Source organism: Mycetocola sp. TRD_SC_2, from assembly GCF_055361225.1.
On sequence record NZ_CM143954.1, the window covers coordinates 2,498,448 to 2,520,860 of the forward strand.

The window sequence follows — 22,413 nt, forward strand, 5'->3', positions numbered from 1 at the left end:
CCGAGCAGTGTCGTACCCCGCGGTTAGGCTCGGAGCATGGCTAAACCGACCTCGACCTTCAAGTGCACCGAGTGCGGGTGGCAGACCCTTAAGTGGGCGGGCCGGTGCGGCGAGTGCCAGCAGTGGGGAACCGTTGTCGACGTCGCGACCGAAACCGGTCTCATCTCGCGCGTCACCTCCTCCCCCGTCTCGGCGGACCGGTCGGCGCGCCCCATCACCGAATTCACCGAAGCGGATGTCGCGCACTGGCCGACGGGGATCGACGAGTTCGATCGCGTGCTCGGCGGGGGCATCGTCCCTGGCGCAGCGATTCTGCTTTCCGGTGAACCGGGAGTCGGCAAATCCACCCTCCTTCTCGAGGTCGCCGCCAAGGCTGCCAAGGCGAAGTCGCGCGTTCTCTACGTCAGCGCCGAGGAGTCGGTCAACCAGGTCAAGCTTCGCGCCCGCCGGACGGGGGCGCTGAGCGACAACCTGTTCCTCGCGGCCGAAACCGACCTCGGTGTGGTCCTCGGCCAGATCGACGCGGTGAAACCGCAGCTCCTCATCGTTGACTCGGTCCAGACCGTCTCAAGTCCACTGTCCGACGGCATTGCCGGGCAACCGAGTCAGGTGCGCGAAGTCGCGCAGACACTGATCCGGGTCGCCAAGGAGCGAGGGCTGCCTGTGCTTCTCGTCGGCCACGTCACAAAAGACGGCAGCATTGCGGGTCCTCGCCTGCTCGAACACCTCGTCGATGTCGTCTGCCAGTTCGAAGGCGACCGCCATACGTCGTTGCGATTCGTGCGTGCGCTGAAGAACCGGTTCGGCCCGACCGACGAGGTCGGGTGCTTCGAGATGACCGGCGACGGTATCGCTGAGGTACCGGACCCGAGTTCGCTGTTCCTCAGTCGCGGAGCAGCGGTGTCGGGCACGTGCGTCACTGTGTCGATGGAGGGCAAGCGCGCCATCCCGGTTGAGATCCAGGCACTCGTGCTCGACACCCCGATGCCGAACCCGCGCCGCGTGACGAACGGCGTCGACTCGTCGCGCGTCGCGATGCTCCTCGCCGTTCTCTCCCAGCGCGCCGGGATCAAGCTTCACGACAAAGATGTCTACGTCTCAACGGTCGGCGGCGTGAAACTCACCGAGCCCGGCGCAGACCTCGCGATCGCCATCGCAATCGCATCGGCTGCCGCGGACTACCCGGTACCGCACGATTTCGCTGCCTTCGGTGAGATCTCCCTGGCCGGTGAGGTGCGGCCCGTCGCCGCTGCGAAACAACGCACGGCTGAGGCGACTCGTCTCGGTTACCGGACGATCGTCGACGCCAGGGCCGGCAGCATCCGCGAAGCCCTCGCCTCGGCGAAGAACGCCGCCGGGTCGTCGTTCGACAAAGAGCTCGACAGCGTTTTTTAAACGATCTTCTGAGTTAGAGGGCGAGAACCCGAAGCAGTTCGTCCGGTGCTGCCTGCATCGGGTGAGGACCGGCGATATCGAAAAAGACCGTGTGGATCTGCTCCTGATGCGTACGCAAGAAGGTGTGCAACCAGACTCCATCGTACAGCCCGACGAGCGGCGGCAAGGCTGCCGGTTTGTTCTCCGCATCGGAGAACAGAAGCAATGCAATCCGTCCGGTGTCGGCTTCACGGTAGGTCCAGACCTCGCCGGCGTCGGTCGGCTTGTCCTGCTGACCAGCGCTGATCAGCGGTACGACAACACAGTCGTTGCGCAACGCGAAAGCGACAGCGGCCATGTCCTGCTGTGCCAGCGCCTCCGCGAGAGTGTCGGATCGAAACGACAGCTGCTTCTTCTTTTTCGACATGGTGTCCAGTCTTGCAGAGCCTGTGGGGTCCGCGCTCAGCAGGAGTCGCTTATCCGGCGAGGATGAACTGCTTCGACGTCTCACTCTCGAACCCGCCAACCGATGTCGACAGGTGGTACGAGGCGCCGGCGGCCGGGACGGCGGGACGTTCCCCATCACACGTCGACGGGGTTGACCGGGTCCGGTCCCAGGCGATGGGGGCGGTTGAGGCGACCACCTGTCCGGCCTCAAGTTCGACGACCGCGTCCGCGGGCTCGATCTGGCAGTCGGTCGACGTCCAGTAGACGTCGGTTCCGCTCTTGATGGTGAACACCTGGGCAGCCGTGCCGACATTGATGCTGCAGGTTTCGTCCGTCGTGTTCGTGATCTGCAGCGACAACTGCGGACGCTCGTCTGCACCGTAGGTGTTCTTGTCGGTGAGTGCCTCGACGAGAACGTCCCCGTCAGCGCAGTCGGCGATCGCCCCCGGCGTCTCGGCGGGTGTCGATGTCGCGGTCGGCACGCTTTTCGCCGCTGGCGTTTCACGGGGCTCAGCCCCCGTCGAGCCCGGCTTCCAGATGACGAGTGCGATGATCGCGATGACGGCGACGAGGCCGGCAAGGACCCAGAGCCGCCTGCGCACGTACACGCTGCGTGGCGCGCGGCCGGTGCCATCGGTTCTCGACATGGGTTCAGGATAACCAGCGGGCGGATGCCGCACGCACAGGACGCGCGGAGGGTCGCGATTGCGTCCCTCCGCGCGTCCTCTGAGCAGCTATGCCTTGCGGCGGCGGCTCACGATCACGGCGGTTGCGCCGGCCATGAGCAACAGGAGGGCGAAAGCGACCGCAGGGGCGATCTCGCCACCGGTGTTGCCCAACGAGCCAGGTCGACCTGGGCCCGCGGCTCCTCCGCCAGCTCCCGGCTCTCCGGGGTCGCCCGGCCCCGCGGCTGCGGCGAGGACCTCGACATCCGTCCAGCCGATGACGTCGCCGTTTTCGTCCAGCGCAACGACCCGGTGTTCACCGAGCGGGGCGTCCTCGGGAACGGTCACGATGACACGCCCGTCTTCGCCGACCTGCACAAGACCGTCGCTGAGCATCACCGGCTCGGAGTAGAGCCAGATCGACACGTACTTTCCGATCCATTCCTGCAGGAGCTGGATGGCGACATCCTCACCCCGGACGAATGCACCGATCACCGTGATCAGGTCCTTCAGCGCCTCGGTCAGCTGGTCTTCCGGCGCCGGTGTCGGCGCGCCCGAGGTGACGGTCAGCGGCAGGGTCACCGTCGTCTCCGACTCCTGGGCGACGATCGTCAGCGTCTTCTCACCCGCGCCCTCCGGCACGGTGAACGACACTGTCGCTGCCCCACCGGTTACCGGGGCCGTCGCAACTGTCGTGCCGTCGATCGCGGCGGTAACGGTCGTGTTCACCGGGCTTCCGGTCGACGTGAGGTCGAGCTTCGCGAGGTTCAGCGTGAGCGTGCTGCCCTCGACGACCGGGCCGGTGGGGATGCCGGTCACCTGGACCGAGCGGCGGTCGAAGCTCGGCGACAGCGGGCTGTTGGTCCGGATGTAGTCGATCCAGGCATCGCGATCGACGAGACCGGAGTCCCTCGTGTTGGCACCCTCGTTGAAGATGCGGAAGTTGTCACCACCCTGGAGCAGGAAGCTGAACGACCCGATCCGGTAATCCGCTGCCGGATCGATCGGAGCGCCGTTGACAGTGATGCTCGTGATCCGGTCACCCTGCGCACGCGCGGGGTCGAACGTGTAGCTGACGTTGTCGGAGAGTCCGAGTTGCAGGTAGGGGCGAGACGGGACGTTGCCGTCTTCGTCGAGCTGCCACTGCTGCTCGAGCATCTCCTTGAACTGTTCGCCATCGAGCGTCGTCGTCCAAAGGTTATTCAGGAACGGCAGGACTGCGTTCGCCTGGGCATAGGTGATGTCGCCTGCTGCCAGGTCGGCGCGAAGTCCGCCGGGGTTCACAACACCGATTTCGGCACCGCCTCGATCCGCCGAGCTGAGCGATTCGACGAGCGAGTTCGCCACAAGGTTTCCCAGCGTGGATTCACTCGATCTGTCGTCACGCACACCATTGGCGAAAGCGGTCGTGATCGGTGCCGTGGCGCTTCCGACCACCTGGTTTCCGATGATGTCCGACTCCGCGATGGCCGCACGCACGATCCGGTCGACCTCGGCGACCGCCGGGTAGGTGGCGATCAATTCGGCGTCGTCGGTGGCCAGACGGGCGACGTTCCTCGCTTCGTAGGACGTCACCTCCCCCGTGGCCGTGTCCACGGTGAGAACGATCTGTCCGATGTTCTCGCCGTAGCTTCCGGTCTGGAGGATCGGCCGGGTTTCGCCACTTACCCCGGGGATCGGTGCGTCCCACGCGTACTGCTTGTGGGTGTGCCCGGTGAAGATGGCGTCGACTTCGGCCGACGTCTTCGACACGATGTCGGCGAAGGCACCGCCGGCGAGAACCTCTTCTTCAAGGGTTGATCCGTCGGGGATGCCAAAACCTGCGCCCTCGTGGAATTCGGCGACGATGACGTCTGCCTCTCCGTTGGACTCATCGCCATCGCTCAGCTGAGCGGCGACGCGGTTGACTGCTTCGACGGGGTCCCCGAAGTCGAGGTCAGCGATTCCGGCAGGGGAAACGAGGGTTGGTGTCTCCTCCGTAACGGCACCAATCACCGCAACGTCGACTCCGTCGACCTCGAAGATCGCGTACTCGTCAAGCGCAGGGGTCGTGGTGCCTTTCAGGTAGACGTTCGCTCCGAGGTAGTCGAAGCGGGCGTTCTGCCCGCCGTTCATCACCCGGTCGACGAGGTCGTCGTAGCCCTGGTCGAACTCGTGGTTGCCAACAGCTGCCGCAGCAAGGCCGAGCGCGTTCAGCACGTCGATGGTGGGCTGGTCGAGCAACGACGACGATGCGAACAGGGACGCTCCGATGTTGTCGCCCGCCGAGAGGAACAGCGACTGGTCAGCGCCGAACTGTGCCTTCAGCGATTCGATCGTTCCAGCGAACTTCACGGTGTTGGCGTCGATCCGTCCGTGGAAGTCGTTGATGTTCAGGAGGTTGAGGGTCGACGTGGTCGAGTCCGCGTCGATGCCGACGAGCACGGGATCGTGATCGCTCGACCGGTACGGGCTTTCGTCGTAGAGATTCGTCGCGTTGTAGTTGTAGCGCGAGTACTCCAGGGCGATCGATTCGACCGAGTTGATGTTCCAGACGTCGGCGCCGGTCACCGTGGTGTCGGCTTCGTTCGAGGCGAAGATGTAGTCGAGTGAACCGACGGCCTTGCCGAACTGGTAGGTGTACTTGCCGCTCTTGTCGCCCTGGCTGATGTAGCCGGCGTCTTCGAGCACCTGGATCGGGGATTCCTGGGCGTAGGAGTTGAAGTCGCCGGTGAGGAACACGCGCTCCGTCTCCCACTCGGCAGCCAGCTCATCGGCAAAAGCGACGAGCGCTTCAGCCTGGCGGACCCGGTCGCCCGTGTACGCGCCCTCCCCCGTGTCGACGTTGTCCCCCGTGGCACCGGAGTTGCTCTTCGACTTGAAGTGGTTGGCGATCACGATGAACGTCCCGGAGTCTGCTCCCCCTGCCGGCCGGAATGCCTGCGCGTTGGGTTCGCGTGCGTTGCCGAAGGCGGGAGAGTCAAGAAGGATGCGTCCCGAACCGACGGTTTCGACGGCATCCGCCTTGTAGATGTAGGCGGTGCGAATGACGTCTTCGTTCTCGGGGACGTCATCGGGTGACGGCACGAACGACCACACGTCGCTCCCGGCGTCTGCGTTGAGCGCGTCCACGAGGACACCGAGGGCGAAGTCGCGATCCTTGCCGACTCGAGCGGAGTTTTCGATCTCCTCGAGTGAGACGACATCGGCGTCGAGCGCGTTGATCGCGTTGACGATTTTGGCCTGCTGGCGAGCCAGGTTCGCTGCATCCGCTGCGCCGCGAACGCCGCAACCGGCGGCATCCGAGTTGTTCACCGTGATCGGGATGCCGTCGCGGTCGGTGTAGAAGGTGCAGCCGGTGCGCTCGGCACCGGTCGTCGCGAAGTAGTTGAGCACGTTGAAAGTTGCAAGTGTGATGTCGCCCCCGACGTTCGCGGGCGCAGCGGTACGCGTGTTGCCGAAGGTGGCGGGCTGCACGGTGTCTGCGTTGTCACCGGTGAGGTGACGAGTCGGCTGGAACTTCCAGTTGTTATTGCGGAAGTCGAGGATCACCGGGTCGGTGAAGGTTACCGGCGCTCCGACGCGCACGGGGGCGGTCGTCGACAGGTACGGCAGGGGAAGATCTTTGTTCGCGCCGTTGTTGGCCGAGCTCAGGAAGTTGACCGTAGACCCGTCGTCGAGCGTGACGAGTTCTGTCTCGAACCGAGCAGTCGCTGCGTCGTGGGCAGGGGTTCCCGGGGCACCGAGCGATGTCGGGTTGACGAGCGGCGTCGTCGCGGCGACGAGCCCGATTTCGCCGTACTGGTTGGTGCTGTACACGTCGGTGACGGTGTAGTCGCCCGCCGGCGCGATCAGCATTCCTTCGAGTCGCTCACGCGCGGCGTCATCGGCGGGGAACGCGACGGCTGCCGGCACCGGTGCTGTCACCGTGGTGGCATCGAGTGGCGTGAGCCCATCGGGGTCGGCAACAGTCACTTGCGTCATGCCGAAGTATTCGGAGACCGCGCCGGTGATTTCGACGTAGGCTCCCGTGTCGACGGATGCGACGGTGCTCGGCGAGTAGACGAAGATCGCGTCGGATGCCGCCTGGCCGGCTGCATTCGCGCCCGTTCCCGGGGTCTGGAGGTAGAAGCCGTCGAATCCGCCGGTCTCATAGACCGCGGTGACGATCCCCGACGTGGTGACCGTGTCACCGACGAGTGGGCTCGCGTCACCTGTGCCCTGGATCTCGGCGATCGTCACTGTCCCAGGCTCGACCGGAGGGTCGGTCGGGTCGGTCGGTTCTTCCGGGTCCGTCGGCGGGTCGGTGGGATCCGTCGGGACGCTCGGGTCGCTGCTCGCGATGTTCTGCGGGGTGATCGTTGTCGAGAGGGTGAAGTCCGACGCGTTGTTGTCGGTGTCGGCGAAGCCGGTTCGGTTCAGGCTCTTGACGTCAGTGTTTCCGGCGGGTGCCGTCGCCGACGCCGTTTCGAAGGTGTTCGACGTCCCGTAGCCGAGCGCATCGACGATGAAGGTGTTCCCGGTGGTCGAGCCCGCCGGGAGCTGGTCCGGCGTGAGCGCGGTCGGCACGTTGGCGAGGAGGATCGTGCCGGACGTGCCGGAGATGTTGAAACCGCCGAGAGACGTATCCGGGACGGGCAGCGGGCTGCCGTTGTTTCCGTTGCTGCCTCCGCCGACGAGGTAATAGCCCTTCGCCGGAATGGTTCCGTTGAGGTCGACCACGCTCGACGGCGCACCTTCGCCCGTCGCGGATCGGTACTGCAGCGACCAGTCACTGATGTCGATCTCGGCATCGGTCGGGTTGTAGAGCTCGACGAACTTGTTCGAGAACGCCGCTCCGGCGCTGCCGCCGGAGAGGTACGCCTCGTTGATCACCACCCCTGTGCCGTCGACACTGGCGGATGCGGGTAGTACCGCGAGCGGTGCGGCCGCGAGACCGACCAGGGATGCGAGGGCGGTGGTACGCCAGAGGCGCTTGGACAGCAACATTGGTCTCCCGAGTTTCGTCGACGGCTGAATGCGGCGCACCGGCAGTGCGCGTCATTGCGGCACTGGCCAGAGGTCACGCAGCAACACCCGCAAGGCTAGGGTCGCCGTGTGTCGTCGATTCACCCGAGGGGTAAACAGTGAGTAAAAGCTAGCCGCCCGTGAGGGAACCTCACAAGAGGATCAACAAATGAGCAATCAGAGCAGCTTGAGCATGCGAGAGTTCCCGAGGGTGTTGGGCTTCACCCGCGCGAGGTCGAGGAACTCAGCCACACCCTCGTCAGGCGACCGGACCATTTCGGAGTACACCTCGGGGTCGATGACCCCTTCCCCGATCTCGCCGTACCCGTTGCGGGTGAAGAACCCGACTTCGAACGTCAGACAGAACAGTCGCGTCAGACCCAGCTCACGGGCATCCGACTCAAGCCGCTCGAGAATCGCGTACCCGACTCCAGCGCCGAGCCAGTCGCTCGCGACAGCGAGCGTTCGAACCTCTCCGAGGTCCTCCCACATGACGTGGAGCGCTCCGCATCCGATCAGGGTGCCGTCCGGCGTCTCAGCGACCCGGAATTCCTGGACCGCTTCGTAGAAGACAACACGTTCCTTGCCGAGGAGGATGCGCTCGGCAACGAGGGGCTCGATGAGCGTTCGGATGGCGGGAACGTCGGAGGTGCGGGCACGCCGCACGGTGTAGTCGCGGGCCCCCGGAGTCGTCATGTGTCTCAGTTTAGTGAGGGGTACCCTGTCGTTATGCGACTCGGAGTGCTCGATGTGGGCTCAAACACCGTCCATCTGCTGATCGTCGACGCACACACCGGCGCCCGTCCGGTTGCGAAGGCGTCGCACAAGTCGGTTTTGCGCCTGATGCGCTACATCGACACCGATGGGTCGATCACCGACGAGGGCGTCACATCGCTCGTGCAGTCCATCGGCGCGGCAGCCGAGATCGCGCGTGTCAGCAATCTGGACGAGCTTCTCCCGATGGCGACGTCCGCGATTCGCGAGGCGTCCAACGGGCCGGAGGTGCTCGCCCTCATTGAACGGGAGACCGGTCTTGATCTGCAGGTCCTGAGTGGGGAGGACGAAGCACGCCTGACCTTCCTCGCCGTGCGGCGCTGGTACGGCTGGTCAGCCGGAAACATCCTGTTGTTCGATATCGGTGGCGGTTCACTCGAGATCGCGCTGGGGAACAATGAAGAACCGGATGTCGCCCTGTCGCTTCCTTTGGGCGCCGGTCGCTCGACGATCGGGTTCCTGCACAACGATCCGCCGACCCCTGCCCAGCAGAGCGCTCTGCGCGAGCACGCGAGGGGTGTGCTCGAGGCCGCACGAGCGGAGTTCACCCAGCTCGGTAAGCCCGGCCAGATCGTCGGGTCGTCGAAGACGATCCGTTCCCTGGCCCGGCTCGCGGGGTCGGAGTCCGACGGCGTCGGCGACGAGGACCGCCTCACCCTTCGCCGCAACCGGCTCGACGACTGAGTACCGCGACTTGCCCGCATCCCGGCTGACGCCCGGCCGGCCCTCCCCGGCATCACGCCAGACCGGACCTTCCAGATCGTGGCAGGTGGCATCGTGCTCAGTGAGGCGATGGCGGCCTTCGGCGTTCGCGAACTCGATGTCTCGCCGTGGGCCACTCGCGAGGGTGTGCTGCTGCGGTATCTCGACCGGATGGTCTGACACCGAACAAACGACGAAGGGCCGGGGATCTCTCCCCGGCCCTTCGTCGTTGCGTCTTATTCGCTGGTGATGGCGAGGTCCGGCGTGGCCGAACCCGTACCGAGCGAGCGGCCCGAGTTCAGGCCGGCTCCGACGGTTTCTTCACGCTGGGTGGTGAGGAACGTGAAGGCGTTGTCCACGAAGTCCACGTGAACGTGGTCGCCGGAATTGAGTTCACCGTGCAGGATCTTCTCGCTCAGGCGGTCCTCGACCTCGTTCTGCATGGCGCGACGCAGCGGGCGCGCACCGAGGGCCGGGTCGAACCCGACCTCGATCAGGCGCTCCTTCGCCGACAGGGTGAGGTCGATCGTCATGTCGCGGTCGAGCAGGCGCTCGCTCAGTCGCTTCGCGAAGAGGTCGACGATCTGCAGCAGTTCCGGCTTCGACAGCTGCGGGAACACAATGGTGTCGTCCACACGGTTGAGGAACTCGGGCTTGAAGTGCTTCTTGAGCTCTTCGGTGACCTTTGCCTTCATGATCTCGTATGTCGCGGTGGTGTCACCCTCGACCTGGAAACCGACCGGTCCGCCGGCGATGCCCTTCGAACCGAGGTTCGTGGTCATGATGATGACGGTGTTCTTGAAGTCAACGAGGCGGCCCTGGCCATCCGTCATCCGTCCCTCTTCCAGAATCTGGAGGAGGGAGTTGAAGATGTCGGGGTGAGCCTTCTCGATCTCATCGAACAACACGACGCTGAACGGCTTGCGGCGGACCTTTTCGGTCAGCTGCCCGCCCTCTTCGAAGCCGACGAATCCGGGAGGAGCACCGAACAGCCGTGAGACCGTGTGCTTCTCGCCGTACTCACTCATGTCGAGCGAGATGATCGCGTCTTCGTCGTCGAACAGGAACTCCGCGAGCGCCTTGGCGAGTTCGGTCTTTCCGACACCGGTCGGGCCGGCGAAGATGAACGAACCGGACGGACGCTTCGGGTCCTTGAGACCGGCACGGGTGCGGCGGATGGTCTTCGACAGGGCCGAGATCGCTTCTTCCTGGCCGATGACGCGCTGGTGCAGCGCCTTCTCCATGAAGACGAGTCGCGACGACTCTTCTTCGGTGAGCTTGAAGACCGGGATGCCGGTGGCCTGCGCGAGGACTTCGGCGATGAGTCCCTCATCGACCGTCGCTGTGGTCTTGACGTCACCTGAGCGCCACTGCTTCTCGAGACGAAGACGCTCGCCGAGGAGATTCTTCTCCTCGTCGCGGAGCGATGCCGCCTTCTCGAAGTCCTGGTCCTCGATTGCCGTCTCCTTGGCACCGCGAACGACCGAGATCTTCTCGTCGAACTCGCGGAGCTCGGGCGGGCTCGACAGGATCGAGAGGCGCAGGCGGGCGCCGGCCTCGTCGATCAGGTCGATGGCCTTGTCCGGAAGGAACCGGTCGGCAACGTAGCGGTCGGCGAGGTTCGCGGCGGCAACGAGTGCGCCGTCCGTGATGGACACCTTGTGGTGCGCCTCGTAGCGGTCGCGGAGTCCCTTGAGGATGTTGATCGTGTGCGGAAGCGACGGCTCAGCGACCTGGATCGGCTGGAACCGGCGCTCGAGCGCGGCATCCTTCTCGAAGTGCTTGCGGTATTCGTCAATCGTTGTCGCGCCGACGGTCTGCAGCTCACCACGGGCGAGGAGCGGCTTGAGGATGCTGGCGGCGTCGATTGCGCCCTCAGCGGCACCGGCTCCCACGAGCGTGTGGATCTCGTCGATGAAGACGATGATGTCACCGCGGGTGCGGATCTCCTTCGTGACCTTCTTCAGACGCTCTTCGAAGTCACCGCGGTAGCGGCTTCCCGCGATGAGCGAACCGAGGTCGAGCGAGTACAGCTGCTTGTCCTTGAGCGTCTCGGGCACTTCGCCCTTGACGATCGCCTGCGCGAGTCCCTCGACGACCGCGGTCTTGCCGACGCCGGGCTCACCGATGAGAACAGGGTTGTTCTTCGATCGGCGGGACAGGATCTGCATGACCCGCTCGATTTCCTTCTCGCGGCCGATGACCGGGTCAAGCTTGTTGTCGCGGGCAGCCTGCGTGAGGTTGCGTCCGAACTGGTCGAGGATCTGGGATCCGCCCTGCGCGGTCGTCTCCGTCGTGTTGCCGCCGACGGCAGCGGTCTCTTTGCCCTGGTAACCGCTCAGGAGCTGAATGACCTGCTGGCGAACGCGGTTGAGATCGGCACCGAGCTTGACGAGTACCTGAGCAGCGACACCCTCGCCCTCGCGGATGAGACCGAGCAGGATGTGCTCGGTTCCGATGTAGTTGTGGCCGAGCTGAAGTGCCTCGCGGAGCGACAGCTCGAGCACCTTCTTGGCGCGCGGCGTGAAGGGGATGTGACCGGTCGGCTGCTGCTGGCCCTGGCCGATGATGTCCTGGACCTGCTCGCGGACAGCGTCCAGCGAGATTCCGAGGGACTCGAGTGCCTTGGCTGCGACGCCTTCGCCCTCGTGGATGAGACCGAGCAGGATGTGCTCGGTTCCGATGTAGTTGTGGTTGAGCATCTTGGCCTCTTCCTGGGCCAAAACAACGACGCGACGAGCGCGGTCGGTAAATCTCTCAAACATAATTCGCTCCTTGGGCGTCCGGGCAGGGTGGGGGACACCGTTAGAAAGAGCGTAACCACCGCTGGTTGCGAAATGTGCTTTGTTCGCTGTGCGCGCAGCGAAGCTGCGCGAAAGGCGGCAGCCCAGCGCCCGGAAGATTGAGGAGCCGGACTTCCGCTCGAAACGCAAGCAGCAAAATGATTGACAGCCATAACGACTATCGATAAGTTATCGATATTCGTTGTTATCGATAATCGTTGGAGGTTTCGCATGGCTCTCAAGCCGATTCTCGGCCGAATGGATACCGGCCTCCTGCAGGTATGTTCCGTGCTCGGCGTCCTCTTCGCTGGCAGCGCGCTCATCATCGGCGTCTTCGGGTTCATCCAGACGCTGACCAGCGAAGGCGTGGCAGTCACCCAGCCTGTCAGCATCTTCCTGACCGACGTTGAGACCGACGGTCGGGCAGCCATCGTGCGCGGAGAGACCACGACCGCAGAGATGACCGTCGAGGGCCTGACCATGACCGCACGCCTCCTCCTGGGCAGCGGCACCCTTCTTCTCGTCCTCGTGCAGGTCATGATCGCCATTGCCATCGTCGTGCTCTGCCGGCAGCTCCTCGACGGCCGTCCGTTCGTTACGGCGCTCCGCCGTCTCATCGCAGCGCTGGCCGTCACCGTCCTCGCTGGAGGCATGTTCGGTCAGGCCCTGTACGGCTTCGGGAACTTTCAGGTCGCCACCGAGCTCAACACCGACCCCATCGGCACCGAGTTTCCGATGATGATGCACATTGACTCCACTCCGTTCATCGTCGGCTTCGCCCTCGCTCTCGTCTCGATGGCTTTCTCCATCGGAGAACGGTTGCAGCGCGAAACCGAGGGACTTGTCTGATGGGCTCGCTCCTTCTCCTCGCCGTCGCGATCATCGGTGTCCTCATCGGCATCGGCGTTGTCTCGCTTGTGACCGGACGGAAGACCTCCGACCGTGTGGCTCGTGACTCATCCGTCCTCCGCGTCACCATGGTCGGCGCGATCGTTTACGCGGCTCTGGTGACCGTCGGAACACTCTGGTCCGTCGTCTCTACCCTGGTTGCGCCCCAGGTCGACGTGTCGATTCCTGTGTCCTCCTTTTGGCCGGAACCTCGTCCGGGCGTCTTCGATATCACGGGGCCGACGGCGGAGGTGGTGGCCGGGGGCTTCACTGTCGCCGACGTTCGGGTCGAGGGACTCGACCTGCCTGCACGATTGTTCCTCGCCGGGGGAACCCTCGTCGAAGGCGCGGTTTTCGTCCTCCTCGCTACCGTGGTAGCGATGCTCTGCCGTCAGCTCAGAAGCGACGCTCCGTTCGCATCGTCGGTCACGACCGCGCTGACCGGCGCAGGTATCACACTCGGAATCGGCGGGATCGTCTGGCAAGTCCTGAATGCGATCGGAGATTTCCTCGCCTCGGAGCAGACACTCCGCATCGACGGATGGGCGTCGAGCACTGCGGTCGAGCCGACCGACGCGCTCGCACACGGATTGCCGGAACCGTCACTCGCGGCATCGATCGAATTCTGGCCGATCTTTATCGGGCTGGCCCTCGTCGCCGTTGCTGCGGCGTTCCGCATGGGCGAACGGATTCAAAGCGATACGAGAGGCCTCGTCTAGTGAGCGGCGCAGATGACGGGCCCACCGGCATCCGGTGTCGGCTCGACGAATTGCTCGCCGAGCGGTCAATGACCCTCACCGAACTGAGTGAGCGGGTCGGCGTGAGCATCGTCAACCTGTCCGTGCTCAAGAACGACCGGGCGCGGGCGATTCGCTTCTCAACGCTGGTTGCGATCTGCGATGCCCTCGACTGCGAGGTCGGAGACCTGCTCGTGCGCGCGTCGTCACTGGAGGGCTGAGGTCAGCCTCGCGAGGTTGTCGAGAACGGTCGAGCGCAATGGCTGCTTCATCCATTCGTCGAGGGTCAGTTCGCGGCTCTTCTGCCGGTAACCGTCTTCGACCGCGCGCATGTCGGAGACGAAGGACTCTCCCCGGACCATGAGCGAGACCTCGAGGTTGAGCCCGAACGACCGCATGTCCATATTGCTCGACCCGATCACGGCGACATCGTCGTCGATGGTGAAGTGCTTCGCGTGCAAAATGTACGGATCCGGGTAGAGGTATATCCGGACCCCGGCGCGGAGTAGCGCCTCATAGTAGGAGCGCTGCGCGTGATAGACGAGCGCCTGGTCGCCGATCTCGGAGACGAAGAGGTCAACAGGGACTCCGCGGTGAACCGCGGTGGTGATGGCGTAGAGCATCGACTCGTCCGGCACGAAGTACGGGCTCGTGATGACGATGCGCTTCTGCGCTGCGTACAGGAGGCCGAGGAAGAGACGGAGGTTGTTTTCACCGTCGAAACCGGGACCGCTCGGCACCACCTGGCAATCCAGGTCACCATTCTCGAGATCGGGGTCCGTCACGTCGACCTCACGACTCACGAGCTCGCCGGTCTCGCTGTACCAGTCACTGAGGAAGATGGCGTTGATGCCACCGACCACGGGGCCTTCGACCCGGGCAACGAGCTCCTGCCATTGCAGTCCCCTGCGGAGGTTGCCGCGCTTGTTGTAACTGCGGTCGATGATGTTCTGCGATCCCATGAACGCCACGACCCCATCGACAACGAGGATCTTGCGGTGGTTCCGGAGGTCAGGACGCTGGAACTTTCCGCGCCACGGCTGGAGCGGAAGGAGGAGGTGCCACTCGGCACCGGTCCGGTCCAGGCGACGCTTGGTCTTTGAGTAACCCTTGGTACGCAGGTTGGCGACGTGGTCGAGCAGGACCCGCACCGTGACACCGCGCTTCACCGCACGCTCGAGAGCGTCGAAGAACGGCGCGGTGGTCGAATCGCAACTGAGGATGTAGAACTCGACGTGGACGTGGCGTTGAGCGGCATCGATCTCGGCGGTCATCGCTGCGATCGTGGTGTTGTAGTCGCCGAGCAGCTCGGCCTCGTTACCGCCGAGGAGCGGAAGGGCTCCGAGGTTCTGGTTCAGCTTGACGAGGTTCGTGAACCACAGCGGGCGGCCCGGCTGCAGTTCCTGCTTGGGCAGGTTCTCCCCCGCGATCCGGATGAAATCGTTGATCTCGTCCTGGATCTCGCGTCGCTTTCTCGGCAATTTGGGGTGGCCGATGACGATGAAGGCAATCACGCCCACATAGGGGATGAGGAAGATCGCGAGGAGCCACGCCATGCCGGCCGATGGCCTGCGGTTCCGGGGAACAACGATGATCGCGATGACCCGGATGATGAAGTCGATGACGAAGAAAAGGACGAGCGTCCAGTCATCGGCGATACTCGCCCACAGCGACGCTAGGTCCACGCACCGGCTCCTGTCGTCGGGAAGGGTGCGTCCAGCCTACCGGCGGATCAGACCGAGCTTTCTGCCGACCCACCCTGGGCGTTCGACGGCGCGGGCGGCAGGCCGAGCCTGGCTCGCTCGGAGGCTTCGAGATCAGCATAGGCAGCGCGCTCGACGCGGTCCGCGCGGATGATGCCGCGCAGAACGGCCCAGAAGATCACTCCGACGAGAACCGTCGGAATGAGCGACCAAATTGCGTTGACCCAGTAGTTGTCCATTGTGACTAGGATACCCCGCCGATCGTGCTCAGCTGCCCCCGGAGACGATGCCGATGACACCCGAGATCACGAGGTACGCACCGATGCCGCCGACGATGATCCAGATGATGACGCGGTTCGTCGATGGCTTCCGCGGATCCTTGGGGTTCAGTTCTTCCTTGGGAAGGTAATCGCTCATCGTTCGCTCATTTCACGAGGGGGAACAGGATGGTCTCGCGGATACCGAGTCCGGTCAGCGCCATCATCAGTCGGTCGATGCCCATTCCCATTCCTCCGGTCGGGGGCATGCCGTGCTCGAGGGCACGGAGGAACTCCTCGTCGAGACGCATCGCCTCGACGTCGCCGCCAGCGGCGAGTCGTGCCTGCTCGACGAAACGTTCCCTCTGCACGACGGGGTCGACGAGCTCGGAATACCCGGTCGCGAGCTCGAAGCCCCGAATGTAGAGGTCCCATTTCTCGACGACACCGGGGATTGACCGGTGAGCGCGCACAAGTGGTGACGTGTCGACGGGGAAGTCGCGCACGAAGGTCGGCCGAACGAGAGCGGACTTGACGAAGTGCTCCCAGAGCTCTTCGATGTATTTGCCGTGGATCGGGTGAGGAACGACGATCCCCTCGCGATCGGCGAGCTCCTTGAGCTCCTCGATCGGGGTGTCGGGGGTGATCTCGCGGCCGACGGCTTCGGAGAGGCTGTCGAACATCGAGATCCGGTCCCAGTCGCCGCCGAGGTCGTACTCGGTGCCGTCCGCCCACGTCACCGTGTGGGATCCTGCGACAGCGAGCGCGGCATCCTGAATCAGAGTCTGAGTGAGGTCGGCGATCGAGTTGTAGTCGCCGTAGCCCTCGTATGCCTCGAGCATCGCGAACTCGGGGCTGTGGGTCGAGTCCGCACCCTCGTTACGGAAGTTGCGGTTGATCTCGAAGACATGGTCGATGCCGCCGACGACCGCTCGCTTGAGGTACAGCTCGGGAGCGATGCGCAGAAAGAGCTCGGTGTCGAACGCGTTCGACGTGGTGACGAAGGGGCGAGCGGATGCTCCGCCGTGCATCACCTGGAGCATCGGGGTCTCGATCTCGAGATAGCCGCGCTCGGTGAAGGTGCGGCGCAGGCTGGCGACAGCCTTGGAGCGCTGGATGACGTTCTGTCGGGCCTGATCGCGGGCGATGAGGTCGAGGTATCGGCTGCGGACGCGGCTCTCTTCGCTGAGCTCGTTGTGCAGGTTCGGGAGCGGGAGGATCGCCTTCGATGCGATGGTCCACTCGCGCACCATGATCGACAGTTCACCACGTCGGCTGGAGATAACTTCGCCTGAAACGAAGAGGTGGTCGCCGAGGTCGACGAGTTCCTTCCACGACGCGAGGGACTCTTCGCCCACTTCCGCGAGAGACACCATCGCCTGGATGCGGCTGCCGTCACCGGACTGGAGGCTCGCGAAGCACAGCTTGCCCGTGTTGCGGAGGAACACGATGCGTCCGGCGACCCCGACGACATCGCCGGAGGTCTCGTCTGCAGCGAGGTGACCATACTTCTCGCGCACCGCCGGGATGGTGGTCGTGATCGGAACCGAGACCGGGTACGCGCCGCCGGCGGCATCCTTCGCGTTCTCGATGAGCTGCGCCCGCTTCGCCAGTCGAACGGCTTTCTGCTCGGAAATTTCTTCAGCGGTCGGTTCGACGGGCTGGTCTGGCGTGGGGGCAGTCATAAAAAGCGTCTCCTTGTGGGGTCGCCCCAGTTTACGGTGCGAGCGGAGTCTCGAGGCGCAGGCCTCAGCCGATCGAAATCGTGCGGTTGTCGATCAGGCGGGTGCTGCCCACCCGGGCTGCGACGAGCATGATCGCCCGGCCGCGGTGTTCGGGGTCGACGGGGGTGAAAGAGGTGGGGTCGACGAGAGCGAGGTAGTCGAGGTCGACCCGCGGCTCTGCGGCGAGAACGGCGTTTGCGGCCTGCAGGGCGTCTGCGGCGTTGTCGCTGCGTGCCGCCGCCGCGAGCGCTGCCGACAGCGCAAGGGCCGCCCTGCGGTCGCTCGCATCGAGGTAGACGTTCCGGCTCGACAGGGCGAGGCCGTCTGCAGCGCGCACCGTTTCGACGCCGCGGACCTCCACGGGGAAGTTGAGGTCCTTCGCCATCCGCTTCACGAGGAACAGCTGCTGGCGATCCTTCTCGCCGAAGACGGCCACATCGGGGCCGACGATGTGAAACAGCTTGGCGACGACGGTCAGCATTCCGTCGAAGTGGCCCGGCCGTGTCGCGCCTTCGAGACTGGCGCCGATATCTCCCGCCGTCAGCCGGATGCCGGCGTCGCCGTCCGGGTACATTTCAGTGGCTGTCGGAGCGAAAACAAGCGAAATTCCGCGGTCGGCGAGCTGGGCAACGTCCTGCTCGAGCGTGCGGGGGTAGTTGTCGAGGTCCTCGCTGGGGCCGAACTGCAGCGGATTCACGAAGATCGACACGACGACGATGTCGCCGAGCCGTGATGCCTCATCCACGAGCGCGAGGTGTCCGGCGTGCAGCGCACCCATCGTGGGTACGAGTACCACTTTCGGTCGCGGGTTCCCAGCGCCGATCGCTGCCTGACGGGCGTCGGCGATGCGGGAACGGATGTCAGCGATACTGTTTGTCACTCACCGATGGTACCGGCAGGTGGCGGCAGCCCATCGCCGAGCTCCTCTTCCAGTGAGTCCGGGCGACCCGCCTGCTGCAGCGCATTGTCGACGGAAGACCGCACGAGCGACGACAGGAACCCACCGGGATGCTCGACCCCGATCCGCGAGAGGATGCCGGTGGCCTGTGTCACGATGGACCGGGAGAACGCCGTCGCGATTTCGATCGCTTCGGCGTAGGCGGGACGATCCGTCTCGGCGACGAGGACAGGTTCCCCGCCCATCTCAACGACAAGTGCCTGCCCGATCGGTTGAACCGGCGTCGGGGCGGTCACCGCGAACCAGCTTTCGGCGAGGCGAGTGATGTCGATGCTCGTACCGGTGAAGTCCATGGCGGGGTGAATCGCGAGCGGGATCGCTCCCTGGGCCTGCGCCGGGGCAAGCACCGAAGTTCCGAAACCGGCGGCGGTGTGCATCACCAGTTGGCCGGGGAGCCAGCTCGACGTCGCCGCGAGTCCGGCGACGAGCGACTCGAGTTGGGAGTCAGGCACCGCGATGATGACGAGTTCACTGCGTTCGACGATGCTCGGGATGTCGAGGATCGGCACAGCGGGAAGCATCGCTTCGGCGCGATCCCTGCTCTCGTCGGAGACGGCACTGATCCCGGTGATCGCGTGACCGGCACCGGCGAGTGCCGCGCCGAGGACGGGACCGACCCTGCCTGCCCCGATGATCCCGATGCCCAGACGTCCGGCTCGTGCCGTCACGATGAGCTTTCCGGCAACGACGGGGTGTCCTGAGCTGCCGAAACCTGCGCCCAGCGGTGGCTGCGGTCAGTGAGTGACGCGGCAACAATTCCCGCCGAGACTTCCTCGTAGAGACGCGCGGCCTCGGCCGTGCCGATGACGGGCAGCGTGGGGGTGATCGGTCCGAGCACGGTGTGGGCGCGAGCGGAAGCGAGGCGCAACATCCGCTCGACGGGTCCCTGCGAGATGGAGAAACTCACCATGCGGGCGAGGGGAAGGATGTCGAGCTTGCGCCAGACGACGCCCTTGCGGAACAGGAGCAGGCCGTCGCGCAGCGAGTAGCCGGTCCGCTTCCACGCGAACGGATCGAACCAGCGTGCGCGCCGGGGCGAAAGCGTGAAACCGGAGCGTGATGGCTCGTTGATCGCCAGCTGCAATTTGTCGCGGAGGTCTTCGGTGGGCGGCAGTCCGAGCAGGAGCTCGACCACGCGGGAGACGTCGGTGAGGGTGCCGACCGGAAGGACCGTCGTGTTGCCCTTGCCTCCGATCGCGTCTTCCGCCGAGAGTCCAGCCTTGTTGATCTTGACCTGCCACCAGCCGAACGGGCGCCACAGAATGGACTGGGAGATCTCGATCGCGTGCACGCGCCCCGGAGGGAGTGTGTCGTTGCTCGTCGAGAACAGCCCGAATCCGATCCGCACACCGGACGGTGTGCCGGCGATCGAGTACCGAAGCGATTTGGTGATGGTGGACCAGAAGTAGCTGCCGAGCCCGATCACGCTGGGGATGAACCAGAACAGTGACCAGATCTGGCCGTTGACGAGCGAAACAATCATCACGACGGCGAGGGCGACGATCAGTACAGAACCCATGCTGAGCACCGTCGACCCGATGAGGCGGCCGACCGGGATCCGCACGACGGATTCGGGCGGCGCGGTACCCGGGTCGAGCTCGGGAGCGAGGAACTCGGAGACCCGTTCGTTGACGATCCGGCTGATCACCTGCTCGTTCTCGATGCCATCCGGCCCGACGGTCGGCGCGGGGGCAAGACCTTTTTCGGCGAGGCGCACGCCGGACGCGAGGGTGAGGACGTCGCGTCGGAGGTTGTCGGCGTCGCGGGAGTACAGGTACTCGAGCTTCACGCTCGCGTCCGCTCCGGCGACGGACACCTCCATCTTGGCCGCGCCGAAGAGGCGGGGCAGGAACGGGCGGGAGATTCCGACACCCTGGATGCGGTCGAGCTTGGCGTTGCGGTGCGTGCGGAACAGAATGCCACTGCGCACCTCGACCGCTTCGTCCGTCACCCGGAAGGTGTGCATGCGCCACGACAGGAAGAAACCGGCCATCACGACGAGAAGGACGACGAAGACCGCGAGCAGTGCGAGACCGACGTAGCCGTGCTCCCAGACATAGGTCAGAGGGTCGTAGTTCTCTTCATCGATGTCGCCGGCGCCCGGCAGGAACAGCTCGATCAGCCGCTCGCGCAGGTTTGCAATGACGAAACCTGTAATGGCGAGGAACGCGATACCGCCTCGGAGCAGAGGCGTCGCGGGGTGCAGGCGATGCCACTCACCGTCGGTGAGGTTTCGCTGGTTCTGCGGCTGCTGGTGCGGCGCATACGCTTGCTGCGGCGCATATCCCGGCTGCGGTTCCGTGCCGTCGCCGGACTGCGGTAACCCGTAGCCGGGCTGCGGTGCTGACCCGTAGGCGGGCTCCGGTACTGCCCCGTAGCCGGGCTGCTGGGGAGGATGGTTCCCGAGTGGCGGGCGCGGAGCATCCGTCTCGTCGGTCATAGGCCCGTCCGTCTGCTCTCGGCGACCTCGACGAGGTGGTCGCGCAGATCTTCAGCTTCTTCGGCGGGCAGTCCCGGGAGCACGATCGCCGTCGCCGCAGACGCCGTGACGAACTTCAGTTCTGCGAGTCCGAAAGCGCGAGCGACAGGGCCGCGGTTGATGTCGATGAGCTGCATCCGGCCGTAGGGAACAGCGACCATGCGGGTCCACATGATGCCGCGACGGAACAGCAGGTCGTCCTGCCTCAACTGGTACCCGATGGAGCGGATGCGACGGGGCGTGAAAAGCGCGCCGAGAACGATGGCGAGGAGCAGACCGCCCGTGACCCACCATGACCAGGTTTGCTCGAAGATCAACCAGAAAACGACGGCAGCGGCTATCACGAAGACGGCGGCGATGGCGGAGCCGATGAGGTCGACGAGAATGTACTTCGGTGACACCCGTCTCCACTCGCCGGCCGTATCGATACGGCGCGGTGCGGGGGCTTCGCTCTCGTCGGGATCGGCAACCATCTCCCCCGTCTGCAGCCGCGCTGGCGCTTGTTCGCCGACCGGCTCAGGGAGTGTCGAGTCAGGAGTCCAGGGTTGCTCCGGGTGCGTCATCATCTTCATCCTTCGGGAGCGTGCAGAGGTGTTCGGCAATCAGTCCGGCGGCCGTGAGCGCCGCTGCACCGATGCAGGAGGCAATCGCGAGCCACATCGAGCCTAGCGCGGGCAGTACCGGGCGGGTCGCGAAGTACACGAGTGCTCCGAGCGCAGAGCCGGTGAGCAGCGAGCCGACGAGGCTGCAGGCCTTCGCGAGCACAACGACGCGCATGGCCTTGAACGGGTCGATTCGCGCCTGCCGTTTGCCTGTCACCGTGCGGCGGATCGGAATGGCAAAGCCGAGGAGAATGATGGCGATCGCCACCAGGGTGAGTGGCATCGTGACCGGCGGCACGAGCAGTGCCCGCCCGAACGCCTCGAGGCCGTACTCGAGCAGGAATCCGGCGACGAACCCGAGAGCGGCGAGGCCGATCAGCGGAGTCGCTCGCGTGCGGTTCACGTGTCGCTCCTCGAACCGCGGCGCTGGAGAAGGCCGGCGACCGGTCCGGCACCGGGCAGCACCGCGTCCGGGGCGATCTCGAGCCAGGGGCCGAGCACAAAGTCCCGCTCAGCAGCCCGCGGGTGAGGGAGAACGAGATCGGAATCAGTGAGCCGGATGTCACCGTACGCGATGATGTCGATGTCGAGCGTTCGATCGCCCCAGTGCTCTTTCCGCACACGTCCGAACTCGGCCTCGATCGCGTGAACGGCCCGGAGAAGGGCGTGCGGGGGCAACGCGGTTTCGGCAAGCGCGACACCGTTGAGGTATCGCGGCGCCGCCTCGTCTTCGCCATCGGGCTTCACAGCGGTCGATTCGACGAGAGTCGACACGGCCGTCACGGTGACGCCGCGGGCGGGGAGCGCATCGATCGCGGCACGGATGGTGCCGGCACGATCACCAAGGTTGCTCCCAAATGCGAGCACGACCTTCGCCGGAGCTGGCGGGCGAACCGGGGGGTGGATGTTCGGGCGGGGAATGGGCGACATCATCGAGCCGACTGCGGGTTGCGGGCGAACCGTTCAATGCTGACGGCGACGTCGGTAAACGGGACCGAGATCGGGGCATCCGGTTTGTGCACGGTGACACGCACGCTCTTCGCTGCGGGATAGGAGAGCACCAGGGCGGCAACGCGCTCGGCGACCGTCTCGATGAGATCGACCGGGTCGGATGCCACGGCGGCGGCCACCCGCTCGGCAAGTTCGCCGTAGTGAATGGTCTGTGCCACATCATCCGACGTCGACGCTGCCGAGAGGTCGACACCCACGGTGAGGTCGATCAAAAAGTCCTGGCCGTTCTCCCGCTCGAAGTCGTAGACCCCGTGGTGTGCCCGCACGCGGAGTCCGGTCAGGATGATGCTGTCGGCGGTAGTCACGTTGCCACTTCCTGGTTT

Annotated in this window: 20 protein-coding genes and 1 pseudogene; 5 read left to right on the forward strand and 16 right to left on the reverse strand. The window is 65.0% G+C overall.

Annotated elements, in window-relative coordinates; translation table 11 throughout:
- Nucleotides 1–36: 36 nt before the first annotated feature.
- On the forward strand, nt 37–1,395 hold the full coding sequence (gene radA, locus ACWA1Q_RS11990) for a DNA repair protein RadA (protein ID WP_463757619.1): 1,359 nt from the start codon (nt 37–39) through the stop codon (nt 1,393–1,395).
- A gap of 13 nt (nt 1,396–1,408) precedes the next feature.
- Here the strand turns inward: radA and ACWA1Q_RS11995 are convergent, their stop codons facing one another.
- From ACWA1Q_RS11995 to ACWA1Q_RS12010, 4 genes are all read right to left on the reverse strand, one after another.
- On the reverse strand, nt 1,409–1,801 hold the full coding sequence (locus tag ACWA1Q_RS11995) for an SseB family protein (protein WP_463757621.1): 393 nt from the start codon (nt 1,799–1,801) through the stop codon (nt 1,409–1,411).
- A gap of 49 nt (nt 1,802–1,850) precedes the next feature.
- Nucleotides 1,851–2,468: a hypothetical protein gene (locus tag ACWA1Q_RS12000; protein ID WP_463757622.1), complete on the reverse strand. Its 618-nt coding sequence runs from the start codon at nt 2,466–2,468 to the stop codon at nt 1,851–1,853.
- 87 nt (nt 2,469–2,555) lie between these two features.
- Complete coding sequence (locus ACWA1Q_RS12005; protein WP_463757623.1) at nt 2,556–7,454, reverse strand: ExeM/NucH family extracellular endonuclease; 4,899 nt, start codon at nt 7,452–7,454, stop codon at nt 2,556–2,558.
- Between the two features lie 195 nt (nt 7,455–7,649).
- Complete coding sequence (locus ACWA1Q_RS12010; protein ID WP_463757625.1) at nt 7,650–8,168, reverse strand: amino-acid N-acetyltransferase; 519 nt, start codon at nt 8,166–8,168, stop codon at nt 7,650–7,652.
- 147 nt (nt 8,169–8,315) lie between these two features.
- On the opposite strand from ACWA1Q_RS12010, the pseudogene ACWA1Q_RS12015 reads away from it, so the two are divergent.
- A pseudogene (locus ACWA1Q_RS12015) lies at nt 8,316–9,128 on the forward strand (Ppx/GppA phosphatase family protein).
- A 56-nt stretch (nt 9,129–9,184) separates the two neighbouring features.
- Here ACWA1Q_RS12015 and ACWA1Q_RS12020 read toward each other — a convergent pair.
- Entirely contained in the window at nt 9,185–11,713 is a 2,529-nt protein-coding gene (locus ACWA1Q_RS12020) for an ATP-dependent Clp protease ATP-binding subunit (protein WP_463757627.1), read from the reverse strand.
- 249 nt (nt 11,714–11,962) lie between these two features.
- Between ACWA1Q_RS12020 and ACWA1Q_RS12025 the strand changes: the two genes are divergently transcribed.
- Genes ACWA1Q_RS12025 through ACWA1Q_RS12035 form a run of 3 tightly spaced genes read left to right on the forward strand, consistent with a single transcriptional unit; the run spans nt 11,963 to nt 13,577 of the window.
- The gene (locus ACWA1Q_RS12025; RefSeq protein WP_463757629.1) at nt 11,963–12,580 is read left to right on the forward strand and encodes a hypothetical protein; all 618 of its coding nucleotides are present in this window, start codon (nt 11,963–11,965) and stop codon (nt 12,578–12,580) included.
- Nucleotides 12,580–13,338 carry a hypothetical protein gene (locus ACWA1Q_RS12030; RefSeq protein ID WP_463757630.1) on the forward strand — a complete coding sequence of 253 codons (759 nt, stop codon included), beginning with the start codon at nt 12,580–12,582 and terminating at the stop codon, nt 13,336–13,338. Before ACWA1Q_RS12025 ends, ACWA1Q_RS12030 begins: the two co-directional genes overlap by 1 nt.
- Nucleotides 13,338–13,577 (forward strand): helix-turn-helix domain-containing protein, encoded by a 240-nt coding sequence (locus tag ACWA1Q_RS12035; protein ID WP_463757632.1) that lies wholly within the window; start codon nt 13,338–13,340, stop codon nt 13,575–13,577. The genes ACWA1Q_RS12030 and ACWA1Q_RS12035 overlap by 1 nt, the downstream gene beginning before the upstream one ends.
- On the opposite strand, the gene cls is transcribed toward ACWA1Q_RS12035, so the two are convergent.
- The 11 genes from cls to folB form a co-directional block, all read right to left on the reverse strand.
- Nucleotides 13,563–15,041 carry a cardiolipin synthase gene (gene cls / locus ACWA1Q_RS12040; protein ID WP_463757633.1) on the reverse strand — a complete coding sequence of 493 codons (1,479 nt, stop codon included), beginning with the start codon at nt 15,039–15,041 and terminating at the stop codon, nt 13,563–13,565. The two genes, ACWA1Q_RS12035 and cls, sit on opposite strands and share 15 nt — an antisense overlap.
- A gap of 47 nt (nt 15,042–15,088) precedes the next feature.
- Complete coding sequence (locus ACWA1Q_RS12045; protein WP_463757634.1) at nt 15,089–15,298, reverse strand: hypothetical protein; 210 nt, start codon at nt 15,296–15,298, stop codon at nt 15,089–15,091.
- Nucleotides 15,299–15,326: 28 nt separating this feature from the next.
- On the reverse strand, nt 15,327–15,476 hold the full coding sequence (locus ACWA1Q_RS12050) for a hypothetical protein (RefSeq protein ID WP_463757636.1): 150 nt from the start codon (nt 15,474–15,476) through the stop codon (nt 15,327–15,329).
- Nucleotides 15,477–15,483: 7 nt separating this feature from the next.
- A complete protein-coding gene (gene lysS, locus ACWA1Q_RS12055; protein WP_463757638.1) occupies nt 15,484–17,001 on the reverse strand; it encodes a lysine--tRNA ligase in 1,518 nt (505 codons plus the stop codon).
- 64 nt (nt 17,002–17,065) lie between these two features.
- Nucleotides 17,066–17,920, reverse strand: a complete 855-nt coding sequence (panC, locus tag ACWA1Q_RS12060; RefSeq protein WP_463757641.1) for a pantoate--beta-alanine ligase — start codon at nt 17,918–17,920, stop codon at nt 17,066–17,068.
- Nucleotides 17,917–18,666 (reverse strand): Rossmann-like and DUF2520 domain-containing protein, encoded by a 750-nt coding sequence (locus tag ACWA1Q_RS12065; protein ID WP_463757643.1) that lies wholly within the window; start codon nt 18,664–18,666, stop codon nt 17,917–17,919. The genes panC and ACWA1Q_RS12065 overlap by 4 nt, the downstream gene beginning before the upstream one ends.
- On the reverse strand, nt 18,663–20,438 hold the full coding sequence (locus ACWA1Q_RS12070) for a PH domain-containing protein (protein ID WP_463757645.1): 1,776 nt from the start codon (nt 20,436–20,438) through the stop codon (nt 18,663–18,665). The genes ACWA1Q_RS12065 and ACWA1Q_RS12070 overlap by 4 nt, the downstream gene beginning before the upstream one ends.
- A complete protein-coding gene (locus ACWA1Q_RS12075; protein ID WP_463760858.1) occupies nt 20,435–21,040 on the reverse strand; it encodes a PH domain-containing protein in 606 nt (201 codons plus the stop codon). The genes ACWA1Q_RS12070 and ACWA1Q_RS12075 overlap by 4 nt, the downstream gene beginning before the upstream one ends.
- Nucleotides 21,009–21,482: a DUF3180 domain-containing protein gene (locus ACWA1Q_RS12080; protein ID WP_463757646.1), complete on the reverse strand. Its 474-nt coding sequence runs from the start codon at nt 21,480–21,482 to the stop codon at nt 21,009–21,011. The genes ACWA1Q_RS12075 and ACWA1Q_RS12080 overlap by 32 nt, the downstream gene beginning before the upstream one ends.
- Nucleotides 21,479–22,012: a 2-amino-4-hydroxy-6-hydroxymethyldihydropteridine diphosphokinase gene (gene folK, locus ACWA1Q_RS12085; RefSeq protein ID WP_463757648.1), complete on the reverse strand. Its 534-nt coding sequence runs from the start codon at nt 22,010–22,012 to the stop codon at nt 21,479–21,481. The genes ACWA1Q_RS12080 and folK overlap by 4 nt, the downstream gene beginning before the upstream one ends.
- Complete coding sequence (gene folB, locus ACWA1Q_RS12090; protein ID WP_463757650.1) at nt 22,009–22,395, reverse strand: dihydroneopterin aldolase; 387 nt, start codon at nt 22,393–22,395, stop codon at nt 22,009–22,011. Before folB ends, folK begins: the two co-directional genes overlap by 4 nt.
- Nucleotides 22,396–22,413 lie beyond the last annotated feature (18 nt).